The following is a 15,049-nucleotide window of genomic DNA, read 5'->3' as shown; positions in this document are numbered from 1 at the left end:
TCAGGCGGCCCGCCACTCGGCCTTGTGGGCGATGCTGACCGCCGCGATCTGCGAGGAGACGCCGAGCTTGGCGAGGATCGACTTCACCTGGGTGCGCACCGTCGCCTCGGAGACCACGCGGAGCTTGGCGATGTCACCCACCGTCAGGCCGTCCATCAGGTGCTCGAGCACCTGCGACTCCCGCCGGGAGAGCTGCGCGAGGCGGCGACGGATCTCGATGATGTCCTGCTCCTGCCCCACCCAGGCGCGGATCAGGCGCTCACGCTCGTCGACGTCGAGCACGCTGTGGCCGTAGTTGAGGCGGCGTACGGTGCCCAGGATCTCGCCCAGCGGCACCGTCTTGGGCAGCACCGTGCGGGCGCCGGCGTGCAGGGCGTGGCCCCAGCGGGTCTCGTCGGTCGCACCCGTCACCACGACGACGTCGACGCCCGCCCGGACGAGCGGGGAGATCAGGCGTACGCCCGAGCCGTGCTGCCCCAGGTCGAGGTCGAGCAGGACGATGCGTGGCTGGGAGCGCATGATCAGCGAGGTGAGCTTGGCCTCCGACGGCGGCTCCTGCGGAAGGTCGATGCGGTGGGCGTCGTAGCCCTCGAAGGTGAGCGCGAGCTCGAGGGACTCGGCGAACAGGGTGTGGTCCTCGACGATGACCACCTTCACCCGTTTACGCGGCGACACCACGGCGACCTCCCCGGGTCGGGGTGTCGTGCTCGTCGGCCCCTTCGGCGGCCCCGTCGTCGATGCAGCCGAGCATCGGGATGCCGATGACGAAGGTGGTGCGCCCGCCGGTCTCGACCAGCTCGAGATAGCCGCCTTGGCGCTCCATCAGGTCGCGCGCGGCGTGCAGGCCGATGCCCTGGCCCGTGGAACCCGGTCGGCTGACGCCCCAGGCGAAGATCCGGCGGCGCAGCTCCGGCGCGACCCCGGGCCCGTCGTCGGAGACCGCGATCTCGAGCGAGGTGCTCGCCGCTCCGGCGACACGTACCTCGATCCGGACCGTGCCGCTGCCGTGCGCGGCAGCGTTGTCGAGGAGCACGTTGAGGGCCTCGGTCAGCTGGTCGGAGTCGCCCAGCGCGAGCATCCGGCTGGGCCGCCACTCGATGTCGGCGCCCTTCGCCTCGTGGGCGAGGACCATGGCGGCCACCACGGCGTCGAGGTCGATCACCTCGGCGCGCAGCTCATCGGCCCGCGGCTCCGGGGTCGCCGGCCTCGCGGCGTCCTGCTGCTGCCGGACCATCCGCTCGAGGCGCTGCAGCTCGCTCTGCACCATCGCCGCCATCGCGGCGCGCCGGTCCTCGTCGATCTCACCCGGCGAGTTGAGCAGCGACGTCGCAGCCCGGACCCCGGCCAGCACCGAGGCAGCCTCGTGCAGCCGGGCACGTTCGTCGGGTCCGACACTTGGCTTCGACACAGTTCTCCCCTGGTCATTCATCGAGCTGTGCCCTCCCAAGACACAGCCAGGCGGCTGGAAACACCTGGAGACATCGGCTCCAGCGTGAACAGCGCCATACAGCAAAGTGACTTTACTCAGCCGCACCACACGACGTATTGCCTACCTATTTTTGGTTACCAGCCGTTACCGAGCGGTGCCTGAAATTGAGGAATGGCGAGCATCTGGGCCCCGCAGTCGGGGCGTGCCGGGTCACATACTCGGGTGGCCATCCTCGATCACCCGCCCGTGCCGCCGCAGTCGGATCCTGCGGGCGAGCCCCGCGCGCGCGGATGGCGCCGTGCCCGCAAGCCGCTGATCGGGCTGCTGGTGTGCCTCCTCCTGCTGTGCGCGGTAGCGCTGACCGGGATCCTGTGGCTCCAGGCCAAGGTGGAGGGCAACATCAACCGTCTGCCCGACACCTTCACCGGGCTGACCGACCGGCCGGCCAAGCCCACCTCCGGGTCGGCCGCGGACGCGGTCAACATCCTCGTCCTCGGCACCGACACCCGCTCCGACGCCCCCACCACCGGCGCCGAGGCTCCTGGCTGGCAGCCGGGCCAGGCACGGTCGGACACGATGCTGCTCGTCCATCTCGACGGCGACCGCCGCTCCGCCTCGGTGGTCTCGATCCCCCGTGACTCCTGGGTCGACATCCCCGGCCACGGGAAGGGCAAGGTCAACTGGGCCTACTCCTTCGGCGGCCCCACGCTCACGGTCGAGACGGTCGAGAAGATGACCGACGTACGCATCGACCACCTCGCCGTCATCGACTGGGACGGGTTCAAGGCCCTGACCGACGCCGTCGGCGGCGTCGACATCGACATCCCGAAGACCGTCTACGACTCGGCCCGAGGCGTCCGCTGGGAGGCCGGCCGCCACCATCTCGACGGCGAGCAGGCGCTCCTCTACGTACGCCAGCGCTACGGCCTCCAGGACGGCGACCTCGACCGCGTCGCCCGCCAGCAGGCCTTCCTCCGCACCCTGCTCAAGCAGACCCTCAACCAGGAGCTGCGCAAGAACCCCGAGCAGGTCCTCGACCTCCTCACCCTCTTCTCCGAGCACGCCTCCGTCGACGACGACTGGTCGACCACCCAGATGGCCAAGCTCGCCGCCTCGCTCCGCAACCTGCGCACCGACGACATCAGCTACCTCACCGTTCCCACCGACGGCACCGGCATGGTCGGCGACCAGTCGGTCGTACGCCTCGACCCCTCCCGCGACCGCGACCTGTGGCGCGCGGTCCGTGAGGATCGGATGGGCGAGTGGGTCGAGGAGAACCAGGATCTGATGACGCCCGACGTGGTCCGCTGACCCCAGCCGACCCCGTCAGGACGAGCCGACTCGGCGCGACCTGCGGGACGGTCGCGCCGAGTCGGCCGTCTTCAGGAAGCGACCTCCGCGGCCTCGAGGTCGAGCCGGTTCTCCGGACGCGGCAGCCCGTAGTGGTCCCGGAGGGTGACCCCGGAGTACTCGGTCCGGAAGAGCCCGCGCTCCTGCAGGATCGGCACGACGGAGGACGCGAACGCCTCGAGCCCCGAGGGCAGGACGGCGGGCATGATGTTGAACCCGTCGGCGGCGCCGTTCTCGAAGTAGTGCTGGATCGTGTCGGCGACCTGGACAGGCGTCCCGGCGAAGGTGCGATGCCCACGCCCACCACCGAGCTTCCCGATCAGCTCCCGCACGGTGAGCCGGTCGCGGCGGGCCCAGTCGACGATGAGCGTGTAGCGGCTCTTGGCGCCCTCGATCTCGTCCTCGGTGGCGATGTCGGCCGGCAGCTGCTCGTCGAGCTGGAGCCGGGAGGGATCGACCTGCAGGAGCTGGGCGAGCTGTGCCACCGCGTACTCCGGGGCGATCAGCCGGTCGAGCTCGGCCTCCAGCTCACGCGCCTCGGCCTCGGTGTCGCCCAGGACCGGGACGATCCCGGGGAGCACCAGCACGTGGTCGGGGTTGCGCCCGGCCGCGGCCACGCGCCGCTTGATGTCGGCGTAGAACGCCTGGCTCTCCTCGAGGGTCGGCTGGGCGGTGAAGATCGCCTCGGCCCAGCGGGCCGCGAACTCCTTGCCGTCGTCGGAGGAGCCCGCCTGGACGAGCAGCGGGTGACCCTGCGGCGACCGCGCCAGGTTGAGCGGTCCCTCCACCGAGAAGTGCGGCCCGACATGGGAGATCGGCCGGATCCGGTCACCGACCGCATGCACCCCGGCGTCCTTGTCGGCGACGATCGCGTCGTCGGCCCAGCTGTCCCACAGCTTGGTGGCCACCTCCAGGAACTCCGAGGCCCGCTCGTAGCGGGTCTTGTGCAGCGGCTGCCCCTCCAGACCGAAGTTGCGGGCGGCGGCGTCACCGGCGGTCGTGACGATGTTCCACCCCGCCCGGCCGCCGGAGATGTGGTCCACCGAGGCCAGCCGCCGGGCGAGGTTGAACGGGTCGTTGTACGACGTCGAGGCCGTCGCGATCAGGCCGATGTGCTGCGTGGAGACCGCCAGCGCGGACAGCAGCACGGTCGGCTCGATCCGACCCGACGGCCGCCGGCCGGGCTCGCCGAACAGGGCCGGCGAGTCGGCCAGGAAGAGCGAGTCGAACCTGGCCTCCTCCGCGACCCGGGCCAGGTGCTGGTGCGCCGCGAGCGAGAGGTTGGCGTGCGGGTCCGACCCGGGCAGCCGCCACGACGCCTCGTGGTGGCCGGTGTCGAGCAGGAACAGGTTGAGGTGGAGCTGTCGAGCGCCCATCAGGCCACCTCCTCCTCGACCGACTCGACCACACCCAGCTCGGTCAGCAGCTGGGCCCGCAGCGACGCGAACCGGGGATCGCCCGGGCTCCGCTTCGCGCCCAGGTCGATCCGGATGTCCGATCCGACGACACCGTCGACCAGCACGATCACCCGGTCGGCCAGAGCGATCGCCTCGTCGACGTCGTGGGTGACCAGCAGGACGGCGGGGTTGTGGGCGGCGTACAGCTTCTTGAGCAGCTTGTGCATCTTGATCCTGGTCAGCGCGTCCAGGGCGCCGAACGGCTCGTCGGCCAGCAGCAGCTGGGGATCCCTGACCAGCGACCGGGCCAGCGCCGCGCGCTGCTGCTCGCCACCGGAGAGCTCGTGCGGCCAGGCCTTGTCGCGGCCCTCGAGCCCGACCTCGGAGAGCGCCTCGAGGCCACGGGCCCGTGCGTCAGGACCCGGCAACCCCAGGATCACGTTGTCCAGCACCCGACGCCACGGCAGCAGCCGCGAGTCCTGGAAGACCACCGAGACCCGCTCGGGCACGTCCACGACTCCCGACCCCGCCACCGAGCGATCGAGACCGGCCAGGGCCCGCAGCAGCGTCGACTTCCCGGACCCGGACCGCCCGATCAGTGCCACGAACTCACCGGCGTCGATGGTGAGGTCGAGCCCGTTGAGCACGCCGCCCGCCTCGGAGAAGCTGCGGTGCAGCCCCTCGACGCGTACGGCAGGCTCCTTCAGTGACTCTCCAGCGTGCGTCGCCATGCCAGTGCCTTCCTCTCGGTGAAGCGGACGATGCCGTCGGCGACCAGGCCCAGCAGGGCGTAGACCACCAGGCCGACGACGATGATCTCGGTCTGGCCGTAGCTGGACGCGAGGGTGATCATGTGGCCGATGCCGCTGGTCGCGTTGACCTGCTCGACGACCACGAGGGCCAGCAGCGCGTTGAGCACCGCGAACCGCAGCCCGAGCAGGAACCCCGGCGTCGCCCCCGGCAGCACCACGTGCCGGATGAACGCCCCGCGTCCCAGGCTGACGGTCTCGGCCAGCTCCGCGTAGCGGCTGTCGATGCCGCGCAGCCCGTTGTGGGTGTGGATGTAGATCGGGATGAGTACGCCGAGGGCGATCGTGATCACCTTCATCGGCTCCCCGATCCCCAGCCACAGGATCAGGAGCGGCATCAGCGCCAGGCTCGGGATGGCCCGCTTCACCTGCACCGGACCGTCGATCAGTGCCTCCCCGGCCCGGCTGAGACCGGAGACCAGCGCCAGCGCCAACCCGACGCCGACCCCGATCACCAGGCCGAGCGCCGCCCGGTAGGCCGAGGTCGCGAGCGCCTCGGGAAGCCGCCCGTCGGCGATCAGCCGCTGAGCGGTCTCGACCACGACCCACGGCTCGGACAACGTACGCGGATCCAGCACGCCCGTCGCCGAGGCGACGATCCACAGTCCCAGGAGCAGGACCGGCCCGATCCACAGCGTGCCGGGGACCCGCGGCCCGGGCCCGAGGCGGCGGCGTACGACCCTCTGGTCGGTGACCTTCTCGGAGACGACGCCGACGATCGGCGCCTCGACTGCCGTGGTGGCCATCACTGACCCTCCTTCAGGGCCTCGGCGATGACCTTCTCGTAGCGGCGGTCGTAGAGGTCGGCGACGTCCAGCTCCGGATGGTCCTGCTCCTCCGAGAGGATGTCCGCGGTCTCCTGCTGACGCTCGATGAAGCCGTCCCAGCTCTCCGGGATGACGTTCTGGCCGGAGGTCTCGAAGACCTTCTTGCCGTCCTCGAAGGTCAGTCCCTCGTGGTCGACGTAGTAGGCCTGGATCCACTCGTCCGGGTGCTCGTCGACCCACTTCTCGGCCTTGACCCACAGCCCGAGGAAGTCCTTGAACGCGGCCGCCTTGGCGGAGTCCTCGAAGGTCTTCTCCGGCCCGTAGATGAGGGTCGAGTCGTCGCGGATGCCGGTGCGGATCGAGGTGGCACCGTCACGGCCGTACTTGGCCAGGTAGGAGGCCAGCTGCGTGCCTCCGAGCGGGGCGACGTCGACCTGGTTGGACGCCAGCGCGTTCGAGAAGGTGTCGTCGACGCTCTGGATCTCGACCAGCTCGACGTCCTTCTGGGTGAGCCCGGCGGCCCTGAGCGTCTTCAGGATCAGCGCGCCCTGGGCCTGGCCGGGCGAGTAGGCGATCTTCTTGCCCTTCAGGTCCTGGATCGTCTTGACCTTCGACTTCGGCGCGATGCCGAGCTCGTAGATCGGGTTGGCGAGCGGGTCCGGGTTCTCGGTGACCGCGACGATCTTGACGGGCGTGTCGGTCCAGGTCGCGAAGAGCGGCGGGATCTCGGCGACGTAGCTCGCGTCCAGGGCGTCGGCGCGGAACGCCTCGATGCTCTTCGGACCACCGGAGATGTTGGCCCACTCGATCTCATAGCCCTCGACCTCGTCGATCAGGCCGGACGTCTTCAGCGCGACCTCGATCGGCGGGAGCCCGAGGCGCAGGACGGTCCCCTCCGGGACCTGGTCGGGGAGCGCCGCGTCGGCGGCGAGCTTGGAGGCACTGGAGGCATCGGCGCCGCCGCAGGCCGTCAATCCCAGGAGCAGGGTGGTGAGAACGGCGGCGATGGCGGTCAGGCGCGGTGGGGTGGGGCGGATCATGGCTCTCCTCTGGTTGGTCCGTCCAAACCAGAGTAAGTCACTAGAGTTTAGTCATAAATTGTTGTTCGGATCCTGAGACCGGGACCGTCGAGGCGTCACGTACGCAGGCCGAGGCGTCACGCGCGTCGGCCGAGCCGGCATCCGGATGCCGGCTCGGCCGACGGGGGTGACGCCTCGGCAGGTCAGACCCGGTCGAGCCAGTCGGTGAAGCCGGAGGGGTCATGGCGGCCGAGGACCCCGTGCTCGAAGAGCCCCCAGCCCTCGACCCCATCAGCGCTCGGACCGCGCGCGACCGCGCGCCCGACGTGGTCGATCACACCGAACGGCACCCGGCCGGCAACCTCAGGCGCGTTCAGGTCATAGGTCAGCCGCTCGGTGAACCCGGCACCCTTCCAGACCCCGTGCGCCCAGTCGGAGTCGCCGCCGTAGCCGCCACCGACGTGGATCGGCACGCCCAGCAGCGAGAAGACCTGGAGCACCAGCTGCTCCCCCGTCGGCGTCGTGCACGTGATCGTCGCGCCCTCCGGGATCCGAGTCCCGTCCCGGTAGTGCATCCGGACGTGCGGCCAGCCGAGCTGCTCGACCCGGCCGTCGGCGAAGGTGCGGGTGCAGTCGTTGAGCGTGCGATAGCCGTCGGGCGTCTCCTGGATGATCAGGACGACGGCGAACTCCTCGAACCGCAACGGCAGGTAGAGCCACCACATCCCCTCGAACCCCGGGTCGGCGGGCTTGCCCGCCGGCACGCCCTCCCCCGACGGGCGGATCCCCCAGGACCGGTCCCGGGTGCCGACCCAGCGATCGTGGTCGACGGCGATCGTCTCGCCGTCGACCTCGATCACCCCCTCCCAGGTTCCGACCTGCGCGAACCGCTGCGCGTCGAGGACGGTGGCCGCCCCCTGGCGCATCACGTGCGGCTGCTCCTGGACCACGTCGAACGAGCCCTCCCACCGCAGGTCCAGCGCGATCCCGTGGGTCTCCTCCATCACCAGCCGCAGCTTCCGCAGCGGCTCGGTGACCTCGATCCGGTACGCCCCGACCCGCTGCTCCATCCGGTCACCGCCCCGCGGGTCGGCGCCGTCACCGAGGTGCACGGCGGTCTGCTCGTCGCCACGGCGGAGCAGGACGTACGCGTCCTTGGTGCCGAGGTTGGGGTAGAACCCCATCCCGGTGATCAGGAAGAGGTCGCCGGTGCGGTCGTGGGCGTTGAGGTAGCAGCGGTCGTAGAAGTTGCGGTCGCTGCTGCCGGCCCAGGCCACCGGGCGCGGGAGCTGGTGGATCGGGTACTCGTCGAGCGGGCCGACCCCGACGTACTCCCCGTGAGCCCGAAAGGTCCCGGTCACGCGCCGACCTCGTCGAGCATCGCCTCGAACATCGCCCGGTGGTAGAGCGCCGACTCCGGGTCCTCGGGCGCCTCGATCTCCCCGAAGTGGATCTGCCGGGCCGCGATCCGCAGGTAGATGACGCCCCACATGACCGCGGCGTGGACCTCGTGCCAGGTCAGGTCGCCGAGCTCGACACCGCTCGCGGCGACGTAGGCATCGCGGACGTCGTCGGCGGTGAGGAAGTCCGGCATCCCCGGAAGACCCAGCATCGAGGCCAGGTCCTCGAAGATCCGGTGGGCGAAGATCATCCAGGTCACGTCCATCTCGCGGGGCCCGAGGCCGACCATCTCCCAGTCGAGGACCGCGACCGGCGCGAAGTCGCGGTAGATGATGTTGCCGATCCGCGCGTCGCCCCAGCACAGGACGGGCTCGCCGACCTCGTCGGGGAGGTTGGCCTCGAGCCAGGCCAGACCTCGCTCGACCAGCGGCGAGCGGCCGCCCCACTCCTCGGCGGTGGAGGCGAAGGCGTACCAGGCCCGGGTCTTGGCCAGGTTGCGGGCAAGCAGCGTCTCGCCGGAATGACCAGCCAGGACCGGGTCGAGAAAGGCGAAGCGCGAGGCGGCATCGGGGATGCCGTGGAGCCCGGTGAGCACCTCGACCGAGCGCCTCTGCAGCGCCGCCCGGTCCGCGGCGGAGCCGTCGAAGAGCCAGCTGTCGCCGAAGTTGTAGGGCATCACGTCCGGCGGGACGACGCCCTCGACCCGCTCCATCAGGAAGAACGGCGTCCCCAGCACCGAGCCGGTCATCTCGGCGAGGCCGACCTCCGGCACCGGCACAGACGACAGCGAGCCGGCCAGCCGCATCGCGTCGTACTGCGCCTGCAGGTCATAGGTCGCGAAGACCGGGATGTCCTCCGGTCGGGGCGCCACCCGCAGGACGTACGCCTTCGTCTGCCTCCACCCGTCGACCATCGAGGTGACGTCGAGCAGCACGGTCTCGCTGGACATCCCGTTGGCGTCGATGCCGTCGAGGATGGCGACCTCGGGGTCGGCGCCGGGCGGGAGCACGGTGGTCAGCCAGTGCTCCAGCCTCGCGCCGATCGCCGCAGGGTCGCGGCCCGACTTCTGGAAGGTCATCTCGGGCGGCGGGGGCGCCTGGGTCACGTGCTCCTCCTTGAGGCGTGTGAGTCAGATCACACGCCTCAGATTGGTGGAACACGTTCTAGTCTGTCAACAGGTCACCCGTCAGAACCGGATTTTCGACGGCGTCTCGGTCGGCGCTGCCTTGGTGACGAACGCCTGCCGCTTCGCGGCGAACCCGTGCCGGTCGTCGAAGATGTCGCGGGCCATCTCGGCCAGCTCGATGCTCTGGTAGTAGGACATCGGCATCGAGCCGGCCCGGCGTGACTCACGGGCGGCCAGCGCCGGGACGTACGCCCCGGGCTCGGTGTAGCTCTTCGCCAGGTCGCGCAGCCAGCCGTCGAACTCGGCCGCGTCGCGCGGGCCGAGCTCGCTGACCATGTCGATGCGGGCCGCCTCGGCTGCCGAGATCGGCAGCTTCGCGCCGAGCAGCTCGTCGGCCTTCTCGGAGCCGACTCGGCTCGGCAGACCCCAGGTGTGCAGCTCGGAACCGAAGATGCCCATGTCGTAGTAGGGATTCAGCACGACACCGGCGCGCGCGACCGTGACGTCGGCACAGAGGCCGGCCATCACGCCGCCCGCGCCGGCGTTGGCGGTGAACGCGGCGATGGTCAGCTGCTCGGCCTCGGCGATCGCCATGCAGAGCTCGTCGATGGCACGGATGTTGTCCCAGGCCTCGGCAGCCGGGTCGGGAGCCGCCTCGATCACGCCGAGGTGGATGCCGTTGGAGAAGGCGTGCTCGGTGCCGCGTACGACCAGGACCGTGGTGTCCTCGATGAGCGCCTTGCGCACCGCATCGGTCATCCGCCGGCACTGCTGGGTGTGCATCGCACCGCTGTAGGAGCGCAGGGTGAGGTAGCCGACGTCGCCGTCACGCTCGTAGGTCGTCTCGGCCAGCGCGTCGGGCATCCTCAGATAGGGCGCGTGGCGGGTGTCGAGCACCCACGCGGCCGGGAGCTTCGGTCCGCGCTTCTTGTCGAGCGTCGCGGCGTAGCCGACCCACAGGGTGCCCTCGCCGGTGGCGATCGCGACCGCGTCGGTGTCGACACCGACCACCGTGCCGTGCTCGTGCTCGCCGTGCTCGTCGGGGGTCGCCACCGCGTCGAAGAGACAGTACGTCCTGCCCTCGACGGTCGCCGGAGCACCCGGCGCTCCGTCCGCCGCCGCGATCCTCCGAGCGATCTCGGTGGCCGGTGCGGACCAGTCGATCTCGAACGCCTTCCGGCGCAGCAGCGGGAGCTCGCCGGTGCCCTCGACCTCCGCGGGCCACTCCTCGGCGGGCTTCGGCCCCTCCCCGGCGGCGACCATCCGGACGACCTCCGCGACACAGGCCATCGCCGCGTCGGCGACCGGCCCGTTGTAGAGCGCGCTCTTCGCGATCGGGACCTCGGGCATCGCGAAGGTCTCGGTCGCCCAGACCGGTCCGGCGTCCATCTCCTCGACGGCGGACAGCGCCGTGACGCCCCAGCGCGAACGCCCGTCGAGCGTGGCGTGGTCGAGGGAGGACGGGCCGCGGTCGCCGACCGGGCCCGGATGGATCACGACCGTGGGGTAGCTCCCCCAGACCGCCTCGGGCACCCGGTGCTTGAGGAACGGGCACAGGATCAGCTCGGGCTCGATCGCCTCGACGGCCGCCACCAGGGACGAGTCGTCATGAACGGGTGCGAGCACGACACCGATGTCGTGGCCACCCTCTTTCAGATCGCACCAGACCCGCTGGGTCAGGCCGTTGAACGCGGAGACGAGCAGCAGAATGCGCATGTGGGGGAAGTGTCCTTACTCGTAGGCAACCCGAACAGACCTGTATCCCCCGAGGGGTATTTATCCCCCGAGGGGTGTCACTGTATCGGGCGCCGCCGAGCCAGGGCATCTCGGTGTCCAGAAGAGGGTCGGAAGACCTGGTGACCTCCGGGTCCCTCGCCCCGGTCTGATATGGGCCACCCCGCCGGCGTCTTGTCGCGGCCTGCAAAGATGACTCTGTCAGGAGGGGACAATGACAACAGTCGACGACAACCCGATCAACGGGTTGATCGATCTCGTCGAGGCGAGCGGCGACGAGATGGCCCGCGAGCTGGCCAGATTCCGGATGCGCTACAAGTTCGCGATCGACGAGGTCTCGACCAAGATCGCGATCCTGCGCGAGGAGTTCGAGCACGCCCACGACCACAGCCCGATCGAGCACGTACGCACCCGGCTCAAGTCGCCCGACAGCCTGCTCGCGAAGGCCCGCAAGATCGGCTGCCCGCTCACCCTCGAAGCGCTCGAGCAGCAGATCCGCGACATCGCCGGGATCCGGGTGGTCTGCCCGTTCGTCTCCGACGTCTACTGGATCATGGAGATGCTGGGCAGCCAGTCCGACGTCGACGTCGTCGAGGTCGAGGACTACATCGCCGAGCCCAAGGCCAACGGCTACCGCAGCCTCCACCTGATCATCAAGGTGCCGGTCTACCTCTCCGACCGTGCGGTGGACGTGCCGGTCGAGCTGCAGATCCGCACCATCGCGATGGACTTCTGGGCCAGCGTCGAGCACTCGATCTACTACAAGTACGACGGCACCGTCCCCTCGACCCTGCGCGACGAGCTCGGCGCCGCGGCCCGCACCGCGGCCGACCTCGACGCCACCATGGCCAGGCTCCGCAGCGAGGTGCACGGCCCGGTCCGCTGACCGGGCCGTGCCCCCTTCGACAAGCTCAGGACACCGCCTCGACGGCGTCAGCGGCCGTTGACGAACCGCTGGTACTGGGCCCGCGCCTCGTCCGGGGTGATCGCCCGGTCGAGGAACATCAGCGAGTCCATCCGGCAGTCGCAGGGGTTCCGCTCGACGGTGTCCTGCGGGAACGAACCGCCGATCTTGATGCCTCGCGGCAACGTGTCGGAGGTGCCGGTGCCGTCGACCTGCCACGGGTCACCGGCGGAGGTGTAGAACCCCTCGACGGCCTTGCCGTTGCGGTAGAGCGCCATCTTCCCGGTGGTGTAGTCGAACGTCGCCGCCAGGTGCACCCACTGCCCGCGCGGCAGCAGGGTCTGCCAGTCCGCCGAGGCCGCGAACGTCTGCGAGGAACCCTCGTCGAGCCGGCGTCCGAGCGCGACCAGGCGCAGGGTGCCGTTGACGTTGATGAGCTCGAGCAGGGCGCGTACGCCGTGGCCGTCGGAGTTGCCCGAGAGCACCCCTGCCAGGCCGATGGCGTTGAACCGGTCCGTCGGGTCGGCGGTCACCGAGTTGAGCGCGGGGCCGTCCATGTCGACCTTGAACCAGCCGGCCACGGTGATCTGCTCGGCTCCGGCGAACGGCGCCAGCGACGCGACGCCGTTCTGGTTCCACGACCCCGCCTTCCAGTCGTCGTTGCCGTTGACCTCCGGGGCGACCTGCTTGGTCTGCAGAGCGTTGTTGCTGGTCCGGTAGGCGGAGTCGGTGACCTGCATCGCGTTGCCGCCGTTGACCTGGTTCAGCAGCGTCCGCGAGAAGCCCTGGTCCTCCTCGCGTGCCCCCGGGGCGAAGGGGTGCTCGAAGTCGTAGTAGCTGACCAGGTCCTCGCGCAGCGACGGCACGACCTCGCTCGGCCACGGCCGCTGCACCGTGTTCACCACCTTCCAGATCTTCCCGTTGGCCTTGGCCAGCAGGTAGAGGTTGCGGCGCGAGTCGGTGCCGAAGCGCAGGTCGACGCGCGGGTGGTCGACGAAGTCCTGCATCGAGAGCCGCTTGCCCGAGGTGTCGAAGAGCTGCATCTGGTGCAGGGTCGCCTCCCGGCTGCTCCCCCGCTTCATCTGCCGGGCGTCGGTCCAGAAGACCTCGCCGTTGACCAGGTCCCCGAAGACGTACTTCCCGCGAAGGTCGTCGAAGCGGCCACGGTAGACGACACCGCCGCTGACCGCGTGGCCGCTGTCGGAGGTGCAGGGGTAGTTGGCCGGCGGGTCGTGGTCGAAGGACGCGACCGGGAGCGTGAAGCCGGACATGTCGTAGTCGTCGGGCACCGTGTAGAGAGCGCACTCGTCGGTGTTGTCGTAGAGCAGCCGGCCCTCGATCTCGCTCCAGCCGAGGTTGTCCCCGGCCCGCACGTCGTAGACGCCCTCGATCGCGTGCTGACCGATGTGGCCGAGCAGCAGCCGGCCCGTCTCGACGTCCCAGGAGAACCGGTGCGGGTCACGCATGCCGTACGCCCAGATCTCGCCGATCGCGCCCTCCCGGTCGACGAACGGGTTGCTGTCCGGGACCCCGTACGCCCCGTTGCGGCCGTCGCGGGCGAGTGGGTCGATCCGCAGGATCTTGCCGAAGGGGTTGGCGAGGTTCTGCGGGTCGTCGCTGCGGACGCCGTTGCCGCCATCGCCGGAGGCGATGTAGAGCAGGCCGTAGTCCTCGTCGCCGGGCCGAGCGGTCGGGTTGAAGTCGATCTGCTGGATGGCGTGGATCTGGCCGGCGAAGTCGATCCGCATCACCTCGCGGCTGGTTCCTGCGAACGTGTCCGCGGTCGGGTCGCTGGTGTGCCACTCGGTCACGACGCTGACGGTCCGCCCGGAGCCGGGGTTGGTCTGGGACGGGAACGTCGGGGTCTTCGCGAAGCCCCCGAAGCGCTCGGTGTGGGTGGTGTAGAAGAGCCCGTTGGTCTCGAACTCGGGGTGGAAGGTGATGAACCCGGCGCCGCTGCCCAGCCCGGCACCGGACCAGAAGTCGACGAAGTGGTCCCGGAGGTTCAGGTACTCGTGCTGCTGCCCACCCTCGAGCAGATACATCGGCCCGTTGAGGTCGGGGACGTACATCCGGCCCGAGCCGTCGGGGACCTCACCGATGAAGTTGATGCGGTTGTGGCGTACCAGGCGCTGGTCGGTGGGGGCGGGGTAGGGCTCGGTCGCAGGGAGCTGGGTGACCTCCTCGAGCACGAGGCCGAGGCTGCTGCGTACGGGCTGTTCGGGGATGGGGTCGGGGACGGGCTCGCTGCCGGGGATGGCGGCGCCTGCGGAACTGAGCGAGAGCGTGGGGGTGAGCAGCGCGGCGAGCAGGGCGCCGACGGCGAGGCCGGCCCGCGCCTGTCTGCCCCATAGACGTGAGGTTTCCATGGGTTGTTCTCTCCTTACCGAAGGTTCAGCGATGACGCACGCCCGCGACGGTCACGTCACGGATGCGCCCGAAGTTGTCGAAGGAACCGAAGCCGAACCGGCCTCCGGCGAAGCTGGTGTCGGTGGCGGTCATCCGAGGCTCGTCGGCTCCGTCGAGGTAGACCGCGATCGCGCCCGTGCGGGCGTTGTAGTCGAGGCGTACGTCGTGCCACTCCGCGTCGGTGATCGACGGCGCGGCGCCGACCGTGCCGTTCCACTGGTGGTCGATCCGCAGCCGGTCGGCGTCGTTGACCACGAAGATGCCGTTGTGGGGGTAGATGGTGTTGTCGGTCGAGAGGTGGGCGTAGTAGAAGCGCGTCGGTGACTGGTAGTTCCAGACCAGGATCACGTCACGGTTGGTGACCGTGACGGCCTCGTCGATGCGCACCTCGGCGCGGTAGGTGAGCGAGCCGAGCTCGGGGCCCTGCGTGACGATGGCGTACTCGAAGGGCCGTCGCGGGCCCGGCTGCGGCGTCCCCGGCTCGGTCAGGATCACCTGGCCGTCCTCGAAGGCCCACTTCTCATCGGTCAGCGGATCCCAGTCGGCGAGGCTCGCCCTGGGCTTGACCACGGCCAGGCCGGGCCCCTCGGGCGTGTGTGCCTGGGCTCCGGCGACCGGAGCGGCCAGGGCAACGGCGAGGGCGATCACACCGGCGCGTACGCCTCGCCCCATCATTCGGTTCAGCTTCCATCTCATGGTGCTTC

Annotated in this window: 13 protein-coding genes; 2 read left to right on the top strand and 11 right to left on the bottom strand. The window is 70.0% G+C overall.

What is annotated here, in order from left to right:
* Together ACWZJV_RS20065 and ACWZJV_RS20060 are read right to left on the bottom strand one after the other, a co-directional pair.
* Nucleotides 1–675: a LuxR C-terminal-related transcriptional regulator gene (locus ACWZJV_RS20065; RefSeq protein ID WP_457178144.1), complete on the bottom strand. Its 675-nt coding sequence runs from the start codon at nucleotides 673–675 to the stop codon at nucleotides 1–3.
* Nucleotides 662–1,408, bottom strand: a complete 747-nt coding sequence (locus ACWZJV_RS20060; RefSeq protein WP_457178142.1) for a sensor histidine kinase — start codon at nucleotides 1,406–1,408, stop codon at nucleotides 662–664. Before ACWZJV_RS20060 ends, ACWZJV_RS20065 begins: the two co-directional genes overlap by 14 nt.
* 243 nt (nucleotides 1,409–1,651) lie before the next feature.
* Here ACWZJV_RS20060 and ACWZJV_RS20055 point away from each other — a divergent pair, with 243 nt between their 5' ends.
* Nucleotides 1,652–2,740: an LCP family protein gene (locus ACWZJV_RS20055; protein WP_457178140.1), complete on the top strand. Its 1,089-nt coding sequence runs from the start codon at nucleotides 1,652–1,654 to the stop codon at nucleotides 2,738–2,740.
* A 71-nt stretch (nucleotides 2,741–2,811) separates the two neighbouring features.
* Here the strand turns inward: ACWZJV_RS20055 and ACWZJV_RS20050 are convergent, their stop codons facing one another.
* The 7 genes from ACWZJV_RS20050 to ACWZJV_RS20020 form a co-directional block, all read right to left on the bottom strand.
* On the bottom strand, nucleotides 2,812–4,155 hold the full coding sequence (locus ACWZJV_RS20050) for an LLM class flavin-dependent oxidoreductase (protein WP_196875329.1): 1,344 nt from the start codon (nucleotides 4,153–4,155) through the stop codon (nucleotides 2,812–2,814).
* The gene (locus ACWZJV_RS20045) at nucleotides 4,155–4,907 is read right to left on the bottom strand and encodes an ABC transporter ATP-binding protein (protein WP_008363539.1); all 753 of its coding nucleotides are present in this window, start codon (nucleotides 4,905–4,907) and stop codon (nucleotides 4,155–4,157) included. The genes ACWZJV_RS20050 and ACWZJV_RS20045 overlap by 1 nt, the downstream gene beginning before the upstream one ends.
* Complete coding sequence (locus ACWZJV_RS20040; protein ID WP_457178138.1) at nucleotides 4,880–5,731, bottom strand: ABC transporter permease; 852 nt, start codon at nucleotides 5,729–5,731, stop codon at nucleotides 4,880–4,882. The genes ACWZJV_RS20045 and ACWZJV_RS20040 overlap by 28 nt, the downstream gene beginning before the upstream one ends.
* Nucleotides 5,731–6,792: an ABC transporter substrate-binding protein gene (locus tag ACWZJV_RS20035; protein WP_457178136.1), complete on the bottom strand. Its 1,062-nt coding sequence runs from the start codon at nucleotides 6,790–6,792 to the stop codon at nucleotides 5,731–5,733. The genes ACWZJV_RS20040 and ACWZJV_RS20035 overlap by 1 nt, the downstream gene beginning before the upstream one ends.
* Before the next feature lie 182 nt (nucleotides 6,793–6,974).
* Complete coding sequence (locus tag ACWZJV_RS20030; protein WP_457178134.1) at nucleotides 6,975–8,132, bottom strand: hypothetical protein; 1,158 nt, start codon at nucleotides 8,130–8,132, stop codon at nucleotides 6,975–6,977.
* Nucleotides 8,129–9,277 (bottom strand): phosphotransferase family protein, encoded by a 1,149-nt coding sequence (locus ACWZJV_RS20025; protein WP_457178133.1) that lies wholly within the window; start codon nucleotides 9,275–9,277, stop codon nucleotides 8,129–8,131. The genes ACWZJV_RS20030 and ACWZJV_RS20025 overlap by 4 nt, the downstream gene beginning before the upstream one ends.
* Before the next feature lie 81 nt (nucleotides 9,278–9,358).
* Complete coding sequence (locus tag ACWZJV_RS20020) at nucleotides 9,359–11,014, bottom strand: enoyl-CoA hydratase-related protein (protein ID WP_457178131.1); 1,656 nt, start codon at nucleotides 11,012–11,014, stop codon at nucleotides 9,359–9,361.
* 232 nt (nucleotides 11,015–11,246) lie between these two features.
* Here ACWZJV_RS20020 and ACWZJV_RS20015 point away from each other — a divergent pair, with 232 nt between their 5' ends.
* The gene (locus ACWZJV_RS20015) at nucleotides 11,247–11,918 is read left to right on the top strand and encodes a GTP pyrophosphokinase (RefSeq protein ID WP_008363532.1); all 672 of its coding nucleotides are present in this window, start codon (nucleotides 11,247–11,249) and stop codon (nucleotides 11,916–11,918) included.
* A 47-nt stretch (nucleotides 11,919–11,965) separates the two neighbouring features.
* Here ACWZJV_RS20015 and ACWZJV_RS20010 read toward each other — a convergent pair whose 3' ends face one another.
* Together ACWZJV_RS20010 and ACWZJV_RS20005 are read right to left on the bottom strand one after the other, a co-directional pair.
* Nucleotides 11,966–14,305, bottom strand: a complete 2,340-nt coding sequence (locus ACWZJV_RS20010; protein WP_457178129.1) for a PQQ-dependent sugar dehydrogenase — start codon at nucleotides 14,303–14,305, stop codon at nucleotides 11,966–11,968.
* A 25-nt stretch (nucleotides 14,306–14,330) separates the two neighbouring features.
* On the bottom strand, nucleotides 14,331–15,041 hold the full coding sequence (locus ACWZJV_RS20005) for a hypothetical protein (RefSeq protein WP_457178127.1): 711 nt from the start codon (nucleotides 15,039–15,041) through the stop codon (nucleotides 14,331–14,333).
* Nucleotides 15,042–15,049 lie beyond the last annotated feature (8 nt).

The organism is Nocardioides sp. WG-D5, assembly GCF_054031175.1.
The sequence above is the reverse complement of the archived record's forward strand: the minus strand, read 5'-3'. Positions and strand labels throughout refer to the sequence as shown.